A 13,638-nucleotide genomic window follows, 5' to 3' on the forward strand; every position below is an offset into this window, starting at 1 on the left:
GCATGCAATGCTGTAGCAGTGCACCAAACCTCATCACGCTAAATTAATCGGCACCAAGTTAGTGATTGCCGCTTTAAAGGTGGAACGATCAACATTAAGCTTAATAAAATCGATGTAATACGCCTTGAGAATTAATTCAGCTGTAAATTAATGCCCCAAAACTGTGCAGTTGATTAGATTGATTCTCTAAAATGTAAATAACGATGGTTATGCTGATTACCTTGTATTCACTTAAACCCTATAGGAAAGTAGAGCCAGCGCCATGGAACAAAAATTACCCGTACCCCCTTTTTCACAAGAAACGGCAATTCAAAAAATTCGTATGGCTGAAGATGCCTGGAATACGCGTGACCCAGAAAAAGTTGCGCTAGTCTATACAGAAGATACTGTTTGGCGAAATCGTGCTGAATTTCCCAAGGGTCGCGAGGAAGTAAAGGAGCTTCTTCGACGTAAATGGTCCAAAGAGCTGGAATACAGGCTAATTAAAGAGCTTTGGGCTTTTACAGATAACCGCATCGCAGTTCGCTTTGCATACGAGTGTCATGACGACTCAGGTAACTGGACAAGAAGTTTCGGAAATGAAAATTGGGAATTTAATGAGAATGGTTTTATGATGCGTCGCTTTGCTAGCATTAATGATTTACCAATTAAAGAGGCCGATAGAAAATTCTTTTGGCCATTAGGCAGAAGACCAGATGCTCATCCTGCATTGAGCGATTTTGGTTTTTAATTCCCAAACCAAAGGCCAAAGGAATAACACGCCGCAATTATTGAGCGGTTCATTACTCTTCTGGCAAATCTATATTCTTATTAAGCTTGCAAGATAGAGCGGACGGAAATTGCTTTCGCATTTTATGGCTGAGATAAAAATTAGATACCAGTAACCCTGGAACAGAATTGAACTATTGATAAAACGATTTTCAATTCTTTGCTCTCTACGCTACTGGCCGCAAGCCGTCTTTAGGTGGGCGGGCGCAACGGATCAGTCAACCGTTGGACGCGAGTTCGAGTTTTGCCCGACCCACCAGCACTACTAAGCCTCGCTTCTAGGGCTTTTTCTAATTCTGAATCCAGAGCCTGAGGGGGTTAGGATCAGTATAGGAGTCCGTTGATGCCTCACTATTAGGCTACGAACCATCACGTTCAGTTGGTTTTGAAACAGCTCCTAACAACCCAGAAATATTAAAGACAATAAAAAACCACTCCGTAGAGTGGTTAGTAAATACTTGTTTGAGTTTTATTTCTTTGTCATCTCAAAGCAAGAAGCTACCTTTGGGCTAGCTGAGACTTGGGTATAGCAAACTTCCAAGTTTTTAGAGTCGGCCAATTTAAAGGTAAAACTTCCTGTTTCATTAACCATTACGCCACTCTTCATATCTTTAGCATAGGCACCCATTAACACTTCTTTGCGCTTAGCATCGGTTGAATGCTTATTATTAGTTGCGCCAATAGAACCAACAAAGTTTCTACCCTCTTCTTTATCAATAACCATTACATACTCCACGCTTCTAAAGCGTACAGCCTTTTCCTTACCCGCTTCTGTAGGGTGGAAGTGCCCAGCACCAGAGACTGCCGAATTACTCATACCCGTCCAAGTACCAAGCATATTGGGTGAGCTTTGTGCAAATACTGAAAGACTCATACACAGCATTGTCAGACCTAGAACTTTTTTCATTTGTTTCCTTTTTTTAGTTTGTGTAACGCCTCGTTCGTACTATAACCTCTAAAGATAGCTATAAGCGTGTTCATATTTACGCAGTTGATAAATTCCCATGATGGCTCTAAATCAATGGACCTTTAAATAGACGCGACCTACAGGCAGCGCGACAAAAACATTCCCAGAGAAGTAAAAACGGAACAGCCATAAGATGCCGAATGATAACGACTCAGAAACGCCGAGCTATGGGGGTTTGTGAGGTGGTACCAGATTCACAAATGTGAACAGATTTATTACTTTTATTTACTCAAACAGCGCTATATTAATCTCTTAATTTTTTTTGGTTATTGCTACTGCCCTTATATCTTTTGCTACCCTCTTGTTCACAAGGGAAGCTGATAAAGAAAATCTGTGACCAGCTGTTGCAATGAGTTTTTTAACTTGTACAAGAAGCGCTGGAATCAAATAAATGCCTATTGAGATCATTATTGCTGTTGGCGCTGGGCTTCTTTGTGGATTTCTAAACACAGTTGCATCAAGCGGATCAGCTGTAACCCTCCCTTTATTAATTTTCATGGGGCTTGCCCCATCCATAGCTAACGGAACCAATCGTGTTCCCGTATTGGTGGGGGCGCTCATTGCATCAATCGCTTTTTTAAGGGCTGGAATAATAGATTGGAGCCTGGCTTTTAAGATTTTGACACCGACTGTTATCGGTAGCATCTTTGGCGCATTTCTTGCAGTGTACATGCCTGAAAATTATATAAAGTTATTAATATTCATAGCGCTCATCTGCGCTTTCTTACTTTTATTCTCCGGCGTTAAGAAGTTATTTGAAAAGGAGCTTGAGGAGAGCCTTCGCTATAGCGGCCTTGAAATAGGAATTCTCTTTGCAGTTGGATTATGGCTAGGGCTAATAGTCCTTGATGGTGGCACATACCTACTACTGGCTTTGATAGCCTTTGTGCGGCTACCTCTTGTAAAAGCAAATGCCTATAAGAACCTTGTTGTCTTGGCAACAGCAGCTATTGCATTAACTGTATTCTCAATAAAAGATGAAGTGAATTGGGAGCTTGGTGGAATTATGGCGCTGGGCAGCATAGTGGGCGCATTCTTTGGCGCAAAATTTTCTTTAAACCCACTAGCTAAGGTTTGGACTTTTCGATTCTTGGTTGCGGTAATCGTGCTCGAGTTAATACATATGGGGATGCAGTACTTTTAACTCCCGCTCTTCTCGTTTAGTCATTGATGTTTAGCCTACACAGCGCGATTCGAACGTGCGACCTGGGCCTTAGAAGGGTGTTATCTCTAGTAGCCAAAGTCTCTTAATGGCCTTGGATTCAACTGATCGATGCAACACACTACAAACTGCGTAAGCAAAAGGAGTGTTGCTCATGAAACAACGGCCCCGAATCTATTACACGGCCACCCAGAAGGCTTTAATGTGGGAACGCTGGCAAAAAGGCGATAACCTTCATCAGATAGCGCAGTTATTTGATCGGGGCCACTCTTCTATCCAGCGTATTTTGGCCGAAAGTGGTGGCATCAAACCACTAGAGCGATCTCGATCAGCTCTATCGCTGACTTTGGCTGAGCGAGAAGAGATCTCCCGCGGCCTGGCAACGGGACAATCCCTTCGTTCTATCGCACAGCTTTTAGGCAGATCGCCTTCTACGGTTAGTCGGGAGGTTAAGCGTAATGGTGGTGCCAAAGACTACCGATCAGCTGGGGCAGATAGCTCAGCTTGGGATCGAGCACTTCGTCCTAAGACTTGTAAACTAGTTTTGAACAAGCCCTTGGCAACTATCGTGACAGATAAGCTGCAGCTCTTGCAGTGGTCGCCACAACAGATTGCCGGATGGTTAAAGCAAACTTATCCAGATGACGAAAGCTATCAGGTGTCACACGAGACTATTTATCGCAGCCTCTTTATCCAAGCCCGTGGAGCCTTAAAGAAAGAGCTCGTGGCGCACTTACGACGCACTCGGGTAATGCGCCGCTCACGCCATCACACGCTTAAAGATGTTGGTCTTGGCAAGATTGCTAATGCGGTCTCCATTAGAGAGCGGCCAGCTGAAGCAGAAGATCGTGCAGTGCCAGGTCATTGGGAAGGCGATCTTTTATATGGGGATGCTAATAGTCAGATCGCCACCCTCGTTGAGCGTCAGACTCGCTATGTGATGCTAGTGAAGGTTGCGCGTAAGGATAGCCAGACGGTAGTTAACGCACTCATTAAGCATGCGAGAAAATTACCAGACGAGTTGTATAAGTCGCTCACTTGGGATCGAGGTAAAGAGATGTCTGAACACAGACGCTTTACCTTAGCCACGGATGTTCAGGTGTACTTTTGTGATCCTCAGCATCCTTGGCAACGAGGATCCAATGAAAATACGAATGGGCTACTAAGACAATACTTCCCTAAAGGAATGAGCCTGGCTAATTACTCACAGGCTAAGCTTAATGCCATAGCCAGGAAACTCAATGAACGCCCTAGAAAGACACTAAACTATCAAACACCGGCAGAACGTTTTGCCCAATCTGTTGCGTTGACCGGTTGAATCCAAGGTCGATAACAGTCATTAAAAGCACAAGAGCAGGGAATCAACCATCCTTAATGCGAGCTAGAAACTCGGCCGAGAATAAGAAAGCATTACCAAGCATCGCCCCTGTGGAGATTTTTTACCTCTAGAGCCCTGAGTTTGTCTGAGCAAGCAATGGGTAGAAAGTCTAATAGATCCTGACTATTTAATAGTAGATGGTCTATCCATTAGTCATAGATAAGAGTAGTAGCAAGCATGATGTTAAATAAAAACCACTTCGAAAAGTGGTTTTTAGGATTCACAATGGGATGACAGTGCTGCGTTAATAACTTACCTCATCACTGCTTATAGGTTTCATAAATAGTCTGATATCCCTGTCCGCTAGTAGCAATCGGGGTTGCCTGCACCTCTTTATAGAGGGCTGTTAGGGTATTGTTTGCATTGATACGGTAGTTTGTGATGCTGGTATAAATCAGCTCATCCGTTCCATATATTTCTGAAATATCGGTAGCGATGTACAAAAGCGTGGTTGGCGTATCGGCTACGATTTTCCAGGTTCTACTGCCTTCCTGGGCACGAATAGTAGGTCCTGATGGATTGAGGGGATTGCTGGTGTAGTTTACGTAGGTAGCCAAAGTACCTGTAGCTCCAATAGTAACTGACGTTGGGGGAGCTGCTTGATTGGACCAGACAAGGCCTAGTGGATAACCATTTTGCGTGGTACCAGTCGTTATCGGGGTCACAGCTGTTGGGTCAAAGTAATATGGAGTACTTGTACTACCATCATATTTGTAAAAACTTTTGCAAAAATCATTAGAGCTAGCGGGTATCGTGTCAGTTTCAGATTCGTAAGTGATTAAAGCAGCTGCACCGCTTAAGGTTTGCCCTGAGACCGTAGGAGTGAAAGACTGTTGTCTTGTTCCCTGGCAGTAACCAAAAATAGTGCCTGATATTGCGCTTCCGTCTTTAACCCAGCTTGTATAGGCTGCATTTAAATTTAATGTTGGAGAGCTAAATGACTGTTGATAGACCTCATCAACATTCTGATCGCCGCGTACAGTAATTGTTCCTCCACTGAAGGCGAAAATTCCCAGCGGGGTTACCTGTATATTTTTACGTAAACTCGTTAATGTGTTGTCGGAATTGATACGGTACCAAGTGGTTTGGTTAAAAAGCAATTCATTGCCAGCAGTCGTATATGCTTTATTGTTAGTAATCAGCGTCAAGGTAGTTGAGCTATCTGCCGTAACCGCCCAGGTCTGGAAACTTGTGGCTGCAGGTATCGTCCCATCAACAAGGCTAGTAGTGTTAAACCAATTGCCTGATGATCCAGCAGTAACTGAAGTTGGAAGGGGAATTTGGTTTTGGTAAACAGTACCAGGCGGATTGCTACCGTTACTGATAGGAACTATAGTGTTGGGATCATAATAATTTGTAGCCTTGATCGCATTAATATCAGTGTTTCTATAAAAATTCCTACAAAATGCATTAGAGTTCCCAGCCATGGTATCGAGCTCATATTCGTTCTGAATTAACGCTGGTGTGGTGCCATTGAGAGTTGTTCCTGAGGATGTAGGGGCCAAAGTCCATACTCGAGTGCCTTGGCAGTACCCGCTAATAGTGCCTGATATCGAACTACCTCCTATAGTTTTTTTCGCAAAAGCTGCATTTAAATTTAATGTCAGGGGGGCAGTCGAGGTCGATGAAGAGCTACCGCCACAAGCTGCCAATATAAGTGTTGTTATGAGAGGTAAACCTAGTTTTAAGTTAGATTTTTTCAGCATTCGAGAAATAGTGGTGTTCAGTATCATTTTTTTCATTAAACCTATTTTGTTTTGGTTTTCATGCCTATTTTTAAGCAGTAATTTAATCTATAAAAACAAATATTTTTATAATTAAAAATCACTTTAACCCTTAGAATCACCAAAAAAACTGATATATCGTTCACAATTTAATCGGCAATAGGTAGCTGAGACCTATATATCCATTAGCTTTTTTGACGATTCTAATTTAGGGATTATGGTGTTCACATTTTTAATGCAATCCACTCATAGATCCTTGCAAATAATGAGTGAAATCATTCAATGAATGAATACCCTATATTGAATTTTTCCATGCTAATTTGAGCCGACAAATGTGTGGACACATCCCTTGGTTGCGAGTTCAAACATGGCATCGGTCAAGCTAATCTGGCCTGATCTAGAAGCATTACTCAGCCTCGCTTTTTGCGGGGCTTTTTCTTTTGATCTTCAGTAAATATAGGGTGAATGGCTATATTGAGTCTTTAAGCAAGAAAAACTACTAGGCGCTTGGAATTGCTAGGCGTTTTTCTATGTTTCTGGCCACCAATACGATTACTGAAACGAGTAGTAAATACACCAAGGCCGTAAGTAAGTAGGCTTTAAAGAACTGGAAATTAGTGGATGCTAACTGCTGCATACGCGCAAAGAACTCGGTGTACTGTATTAAGAACACAATAGAGCTATCTTTTAGATTGCCAATCACTTGATTTGTTAATGCTGGTACAGAATTACGTAGCACCTGAGGCAAGGTAATTAAACGAAATATTTGTGATGACTTAAACCCTTGCGCTGTTGCAGCCTCTATCTGACTAAAGTCTAATCCATTAAATGCCGTTTTAAGATAGGCGGCATTGTAGGCAGCAACATTTAAAGTGAATCCAATCACTGCAACGGTAAATGGATTTAAGCGCACATCCCACTGTGGCAATCCGTAATACATTAAAAATAAGAGCACGATGAGCGGCATGCCAATAAAAAAAGAAATGTACGCATTGGTTGCGTTTCGTATCAGGCTATTTTTACTGAGCGTGAGATAGAAGACAAAAATACCCAAGAAAAAGCCAGTCACACTAATGATCGCCGCCAATTGCAAGGTATTTACAAGCCCAGCCAATATCAGAGGCATTTGCTCCAGAAGATCACGCTCGAAAGTGCCCCATGAACCCATCAAACAGACTCTTTTTTGCCAAAAAATGCTTGCATTTCTGGATCAGAATGATCGTTAGCTAGGACATCGATGCGCTCATCAGCACGAATGACACCTTTATCGAGAAAAAGCACTCTATCTGCAATTCCACTTGCTAGCCCCAGATCATGCGTTACGCACAGCATCGTAATTCCATTGCCATGTAGGCGATTAATTAAATCGCAGACATCACGCGACATTACTGGATCCAGCGCTGAAGTTGGCTCATCGAGCAAAAGAACAGCAGGGTCCATCGCTAAAGCCCTGGCGATAGCAACGCGTTGCTTTTGACCGCCCGATAACTGTGAGGGAAACTTACTCTGATGGGGTGTCATCTCAAATTGAGATAACTCATGCAGAGCCTTCTCGTTGGCCTCTTTCAGTCCCATACCTTCTAATTTACGTAAGGCTAATGTGACATTTTCCAGCACAGTGAGATGGCTATATAAGGCAAATTGCTGAAACACAAACCCGATCTGTTTACGTAAGGCACGAACATCAACACTGGAATCTAGAATCTCTTTCCCTTTGAATTGAATCGATCCGGATGTTGGTTCAACCAGCCTATTGAGACATCTCAATAAGGTCGATTTACCACTGCCAGATGAACCCATTAAGACCTTCACATCACCTTGATTGAGGTCTAGATTTATTCCAGTGAGGACAACTTGATCCCCAAACTGTTTAGTAAGATCCCGAATGGCGATGACCGTCATACCGCAGCCTCTTTCATACCTGAGATTTCATAATATTTTTGAATGAGCTGAACGCCCACCAATAAAATCCGATAAATTGCAAAATAGAGAATACCAACTGCAAGATAAATCTCAATTCCATTCAGGGTATTCGCTGTCAATGTCATGGCCTCCTTAGTAATCTCTGGAATGCCAACGGTATAAGCAAATGGCGAATACTTCAGGACTGAAGTGAACTCATTTACCAAGCCGGGTACGGCAAAACGGAGCATCTGGGGAATTTCGATATATCGGAGAACCTGGATCCGGGTCATGCCCATAGACTGTGCCGCAATAATTTCAGCAGGGTCAACAGAATCAAATGCGCCACGAAATACTTCGGTTAAATAGGCGCCAGCAACCAATCCCAGGCTCATGGCCATTGCTAACAAGGGTGGTGGTTTGATGCCCAAACTAGGGAGGCCAAAATACACCATAAATAGCAATACCAATACTGGGACACCTCTAAAGATATAGGTATAGATATCGATTAAAAAGGAGATGCTTTTAATTGACAGCCTATGCAAACTCGAGAGCACTAGACCAACCGCAAGGCCAGTCATGCTGCAAACGAGCGTTACCATCACGGTATTGACAACACCATGCCCCAGATATAACAGAATATCTAAAAGACTCACTGCTGCATTTCCTGGGGAATCAGTTCATCCATTTATCTAGGATGGCTTTAATTTTCTCAGGGCCTAATTCAGTAAGGTATTTGTCAAAATCATCCCGCAACTTTGATCCTTTAGCAAAAGCAAATCCCAACTTATCATAGCCCTTAAAGACATAGGCACTTTCTAGCGGCAGCTTCAGTTTATTTTTATAGTTCATGAAAACAGGCTCTTCGATGAAGGCCAAATCAAGATTTCCATTCTGAAGATCAGTCACTACTTCGGCATAAGAGGGATACAGTTTTACTTTGCTTAAAGAGTAATAACCCTTGGGTTCAAGTTCATTTCTGATTAAATCATCGTAAGCCATGCCACGTGGATAGCCAATTGAATATTTCTTAAGCTGGTTCAAGTCTGTAATCTGAATATTTTTACTTTTAGTACTCACTAAATGCCAAGAGTTATCGTAATACGGCTGAGAAAAATCCATTGCTTCTTTACGTTTATCGGTAATCGAAATACCAGAGAAAGCGACGTCTGCTTGACCGCTAGAAACTGCCCCTAGCATCCCCTGCCAATCATATGGAGTGACTTTGATGGTGCAACCACGAGCCTTGCAATAACCTTGAAAAATATCCATATCGACGCCCACGATCTGACCATTTTGATCAAATAGCATGGGTGGAGATGCTGGCGATACAGCCACCTTAATCTCTTTCGAACTCGTCCCCTTTGAGCATGCAATGATTCCGAAGCTCAAGATGGTGGCTAAAAATATTAAAAAAAGGCGCTTCATATTAGGACTCCTGGGATTAAGATGGATTGGCTTTATCGATGAAATAGCTGATAGATGCCTACTCCAACAATTTACACTAAATAATAGGACTGACTATAGTGGTTTTAAACCTTTCTAGATGGTCCTAGTTGAAATCAAACGGGCAACGAAAGAATGAAGCAACAGCCAAATAGGCGTTGGTCTTGATGGTCAACTTGCCCATCATCATGGCCAACAGACTCACTCTGCGTCACCGTCAATGCTGAATTAGAAATACCAATTGAGCCCGCGTAAATAATAGGCATACCTAGAACATTAAGCAGGATTGAGATCGGCGTACGAAATAATTTTCCAGCAGCCTATAGATTCAGTCCAAACAACAAAAGAAAATTTGCAAATAAAAATACAACAAGTGTTAATTTGCATTTCATATTTATGTTAATAAAAGTGTGGTCAAGAGGGCGTAACCCTTCTAATCTACAGCCTAAATTCATGAAATCTACTTGATTATTTGTTCACATTAGGTAAATGAGCAATTTCGCCAATCCCCAAGTATCATTTGAGTTTTACAACAAACCGTTGCTTAATTTTGAAAGTGTTCCGCTTTTAATAACGGTAGTCCTTTTTTCAATATGAATCCAGAGTTTGAAATCCTCTTTTCCAAGTCAAAACAAGATCGCTCGCTAAAAACGATGGCGGATATTCTGCAAGCGGCTGAGCAATTGACAGCAGAAGCTGATCCAGAGCTATTTACTAGCAGATCTCTGGCGCAAAAGTCAGGCTATGCTTTAGGTACCCTAGTTAGACGCCTTGGCACCATTGAAAATGTTTTTTTATGGGCCATCAAAAAAGGTAGAGGCACATTACTAAATGAATTTGCTCTGAGGATTGCTCAATTCGATGCGGATGTTTCTGTTCAAAAATTTGCAGAAGATCTGGTTGACATTGCATTTGCTAACATTCAAAAAGTTAATCCTAAAGTCATGCGTTTTTTTGAGAATAGGATTACTAAGCAACAGGGTCTCCCAGCGGATTACTTTTCTTACTGGGATTGTTTTGTTGAGCCGTATTTAGAATCAGCCCAGAGAAATAAAACGGATACTTTTAGACAGATGCCAAAAGATGAAGCAACCTTAATTATTAGAAATCTCTGTTTATTAGTAGAGCGGCCCTTTATTGAAGAAAACCCCATAGCAGGTACTGAGGAACATCGACGCATAGCAGTCGATGCCTTTATTAGGCTTCTTAGTAAATGATCTAGTTATCCAACACGAGCCTTGCCTTAGAGCTCTATAGCTATACAGGCACTACCGTTACTCGCTGAACCATCCCCAAATCAGAGTACTGCAGCATTTGGCTATGCAAGATATAAGGCCCTACAAAATCATTAAATCGCATACGGAAAGTGATTGAGGTGGGATTCTCTGCGGTTCCACCCAGAGGTAGCGTAACGGTATCGCACCAATAAGGATCCACTGGATTACCGTTGATTCTAGTAATGAACATCGGATTGACATGAATATGGAACGCCTGGGCAATACCATTGCAATTAAAAATAGTCCACTCCTCCACGGCGCCCAGAATCACATTCTGAATAATGGTATTAGCAGGTTGCAACTCGTAATCATATTTGGGAAACACAAACGGAGGGAAGTATTTTGAACCCTCCATCGGTTTTCCTGTTAGCTTTGCAATTTCTTCTTTTGCTAAGGCACTATTCTTTTTGTATGCCTCGGCAATCTCTGAAGCTATATTTGTTGCGCCAGCCAATGCCTTATCAATCGTAGAAGGGTTATTACGAGAAGAATCAAGATGATCGTTACCAAGCATATTGAAAATAATGCTACGCTTTTTACCACCCGCACTTGCAAACTCTTCATCAGTAATTGGTTTTAAGAAACTACTCACAGGCAATGGAGCGGGAGCCAATGTCATTACTTTTTTCTCATTTACTACAACAATCTTAGCCAGAACATCTCCCGGCAAAATAACAGTTTGCTTACCCTTTGCAATTTTGACAGGTAGTGATCGAAGCAAGTAAGTACCAGGCTTACCGGCTTTGATCAATACTGATGAGCGGTTACCGGCTGCGAGCAAAATACCCTTGCCCTTGCCCTCGCCTCGCCCATCCGGATGTTCTTGATAAGTAGTACTACCCCATCCATCAATCGTGTATTGATTAAGGGTATGGCCATCTACACTCAAATTTAGATAATTAAATACTTGTGTATTTATAAAGCGCCATCGCTGCACTTCCCCACTTTGCATCACAATAGTGGGTTGACGCACGCCATTAATCAACACAGGCTGGGTATCTACATAGTCATCGCTAGTGCTATCAATTCCATGACCTGTTGGTTGGTTGGCAATTTGGGCAAACTTCTCTAATAGACCATCCTTAACGCCATAGTTATTCGCAATCTCCTTACTTGCAAAATAAGGTGCCTGGAATAAGAAAATCAACTCCTTTGCTTCTGCCATCTCTGGCAAATCATCCACGGGACCACGAATCATGATTGCCCCGGACATGAGGCTAGCTACCTGAATAGCACTACTACCATGGTATTGAGGGTGGTAATAAAACGGTCCTTCAGGATGATCATTAGGAATAGAGTAAACATACTGTCTTGAATCACCGTTAGGTAAAACACCGCCAATGTTAGGATCAATCACATAATCACCATATTCCAGAGGCTTTCGATCGGAATAGATGCCTGGGTAAACGTGCAAACCGTGGGTATGTAGATTTGTTGTATTGGGCTTCATGTAATTCGTGGGATCACGAAATGCCAAGAATGGGGGATTGACAGGTAAGTTGTTCACGAGTCGAATGCGTAACTGATCTCCGCCCTTCACGACTAATGTAGGGCCAGAGTAACTTGGGCCCTGAGCATCATAGCCATATGCCCGCAATGAGACAGGATATTGCTTGCCAGGATCTGCTCCTGCTAACTTCGTATCAAAATAGGACGCTGTCAAAGTGACATCTAATAAACCACCTTTAGCCTCCAGTATCGTCGGCTGAACAAAGGTTTGCTGAGGGTTAGTTCCATTTTTTTCTTCTTCACGACTACAAGCTGTAAAGCTTGCAGGAACGACGATGCCCGAAGCTAGTGTGGCGCTCACGCGCAAGAAATGCCGGCGATCAATTGGGAGATTCTTATTTGCCATGTTTGCGCATATTTAACGTATTTACTTTAGGCAATCGCCAAGAAAGCATTCGGAGTCATTTGCCTTACGGCTGCCTGACCCAATTGACCAGACTCATTACTACCCCAGCCAAGTAGTTGGTTTTTACCAATGGCTAATGCATGCCCCTCGCCAGCAGCGATGGCTCGCACTCCAGATAAATTCGGAATGAGTGTTGGGGTGATGCGGGATTTCAGATCTCCCAGTCCAAGCTGACCAAATCCATTCCATCCCCAGGCATAGACTTTTCCAGATGCTGACAAGGCGAGAGAGTAATGCATCCCTGCAGCAATGGCGATGATCTTTTCTGGAAATGGTATGGGTTTTGGTTTGGTAAGAAATGTTTGGCTATGTTGCTGATCAGCCTGACTCAAGCTGATTTGTCCAAAATGATTACTACCCCAGCCTAGCACGTTACCGTCGATAGTTAGTGCTAAAACATGAGTAGATCCAGCTGCAATATTCTTGATCTTAGGACTCAGAGAAATAGGCTCTGGGCTTGTCACCGTATTTAAGTGACCCAAACCTAATTGCCCCGCGGAGTTACTCCCCCACCCATAGACTCTTTGATCTTGAGAGAGCGCAATCATGAAGTTGTCACCAATCGCAATATCTTGAATCTCAGGAAGAGAAGCAATCACTTCTGGCGATGCATTCATTTGCGTTGATGGGCGCCCTAGAGCGCCATCTGTATTAAAACCCCAGGTATACACTTTGCCTAATTGATCTACGGCAGCATATAAAAACTGTCCAGCTACAACCTTAGACACATTACTGATGCCATTGATGAGAGTAGGCTCTTCAGCGAATACATTCTGACCACTAACGCCCACTTGGCAAAATCCCCAGATCAATGATTGCTGCTGATCAGAGACTCCCAGACTGACACCGAAACCTGCAGAGATATCAGAACAACGGGATGGCTTTCCAACGAATGCTGGCTTAGCATCTGCTACTTTGAAGGAGCTACAAATATCCACAAAAGGTGGCATTACACGACCACTACCAGCGCCACCCCAACCCAATACTTGACCAGACTTTAACAAAGCTAAAGTCTGATCCTTACCTCCCGAAATAGATATAACCTGGAATAAATCAACCTGTAAACCCGCTTTGAAATTAAACATAAAGCGTTGAAAGA

13 protein-coding genes are annotated in these 13,638 nt (G+C 42.7%); 4 read left to right on the forward strand and 9 right to left on the reverse strand.

All coding sequences use genetic code 11. The features are described 5' to 3' along the window. The first annotated feature begins 262 nt into the window (after positions 1 to 262). Entirely contained in the window at positions 263 to 730 is a 468-nt protein-coding gene (locus tag DN92_RS03300; protein WP_173959916.1) for a nuclear transport factor 2 family protein, read from the forward strand. Between the two features lie 507 nt (positions 731 to 1,237). On the opposite strand, the gene DN92_RS03305 is transcribed toward DN92_RS03300, so the two are convergent. Next, complete coding sequence (locus DN92_RS03305; RefSeq protein ID WP_173959917.1) at positions 1,238 to 1,675, reverse strand: hypothetical protein; 438 nt, start codon at positions 1,673 to 1,675, stop codon at positions 1,238 to 1,240. Between the two features lie 451 nt (positions 1,676 to 2,126). On the opposite strand from DN92_RS03305, the gene DN92_RS03310 reads away from it, so the two are divergent. Both DN92_RS03310 and DN92_RS03315 read left to right on the forward strand, forming a co-directional pair. Then, positions 2,127 to 2,879 carry a sulfite exporter TauE/SafE family protein gene (locus tag DN92_RS03310; RefSeq protein WP_173959918.1) on the forward strand — a complete coding sequence of 251 codons (753 nt, stop codon included), beginning with the start codon at positions 2,127 to 2,129 and terminating at the stop codon, positions 2,877 to 2,879. A 172-nt stretch (positions 2,880 to 3,051) separates the two neighbouring features. Further along, positions 3,052 to 4,215: an IS30 family transposase gene (locus DN92_RS03315; protein ID WP_173959919.1), complete on the forward strand. Its 1,164-nt coding sequence runs from the start codon at positions 3,052 to 3,054 to the stop codon at positions 4,213 to 4,215. A 320-nt stretch (positions 4,216 to 4,535) separates the two neighbouring features. On the opposite strand, the gene DN92_RS03320 is transcribed toward DN92_RS03315, so the two are convergent. The 6 genes from DN92_RS03320 to DN92_RS10605 form a co-directional block, all read right to left on the reverse strand. Continuing rightward, entirely contained in the window at positions 4,536 to 6,017 is a 1,482-nt protein-coding gene (locus tag DN92_RS03320; RefSeq protein ID WP_173959920.1) for a hypothetical protein, read from the reverse strand. 481 nt (positions 6,018 to 6,498) lie between these two features. Continuing rightward, positions 6,499 to 7,167: an amino acid ABC transporter permease gene (locus tag DN92_RS03325; protein ID WP_173959921.1), complete on the reverse strand. Its 669-nt coding sequence runs from the start codon at positions 7,165 to 7,167 to the stop codon at positions 6,499 to 6,501. Then, a complete protein-coding gene (locus DN92_RS03330; RefSeq protein WP_173959922.1) occupies positions 7,167 to 7,901 on the reverse strand; it encodes an amino acid ABC transporter ATP-binding protein in 735 nt (244 codons plus the stop codon). Before DN92_RS03330 ends, DN92_RS03325 begins: the two co-directional genes overlap by 1 nt. Then, positions 7,898 to 8,557 carry an amino acid ABC transporter permease gene (locus tag DN92_RS03335; protein WP_173959923.1) on the reverse strand — a complete coding sequence of 220 codons (660 nt, stop codon included), beginning with the start codon at positions 8,555 to 8,557 and terminating at the stop codon, positions 7,898 to 7,900. The genes DN92_RS03330 and DN92_RS03335 overlap by 4 nt, the downstream gene beginning before the upstream one ends. A gap of 19 nt (positions 8,558 to 8,576) precedes the next feature. Beyond that, positions 8,577 to 9,329 carry a transporter substrate-binding domain-containing protein gene (locus DN92_RS03340; RefSeq protein ID WP_173959924.1) on the reverse strand — a complete coding sequence of 251 codons (753 nt, stop codon included), beginning with the start codon at positions 9,327 to 9,329 and terminating at the stop codon, positions 8,577 to 8,579. A gap of 134 nt (positions 9,330 to 9,463) precedes the next feature. Next, the gene (locus DN92_RS10605; protein ID WP_217426045.1) at positions 9,464 to 9,613 is read right to left on the reverse strand and encodes a hypothetical protein; all 150 of its coding nucleotides are present in this window, start codon (positions 9,611 to 9,613) and stop codon (positions 9,464 to 9,466) included. A 327-nt stretch (positions 9,614 to 9,940) separates the two neighbouring features. Here DN92_RS10605 and DN92_RS03345 point away from each other — a divergent pair, with 327 nt between their 5' ends. Then, a complete protein-coding gene (locus DN92_RS03345) occupies positions 9,941 to 10,564 on the forward strand; it encodes a hypothetical protein (RefSeq protein WP_173959925.1) in 624 nt (207 codons plus the stop codon). A 40-nt stretch (positions 10,565 to 10,604) separates the two neighbouring features. On the opposite strand, the gene DN92_RS03350 is transcribed toward DN92_RS03345, so the two are convergent. Both DN92_RS03350 and DN92_RS03355 read right to left on the reverse strand, forming a co-directional pair. Then, positions 10,605 to 12,479 (reverse strand): multicopper oxidase family protein, encoded by a 1,875-nt coding sequence (locus DN92_RS03350; RefSeq protein WP_173959926.1) that lies wholly within the window; start codon positions 12,477 to 12,479, stop codon positions 10,605 to 10,607. Positions 12,480 to 12,505: 26 nt separating this feature from the next. Beyond that, positions 12,506 to 13,624: an RCC1 domain-containing protein gene (locus DN92_RS03355; protein ID WP_173959927.1), complete on the reverse strand. Its 1,119-nt coding sequence runs from the start codon at positions 13,622 to 13,624 to the stop codon at positions 12,506 to 12,508. Between the last annotated feature and the right edge of the window lie 14 nt (positions 13,625 to 13,638).

The sequence above is a fragment of the Polynucleobacter arcticus genome, assembly GCF_013307205.1.
Taxonomy (GTDB): domain Bacteria; phylum Pseudomonadota; class Gammaproteobacteria; order Burkholderiales; family Burkholderiaceae; genus Polynucleobacter; species Polynucleobacter arcticus.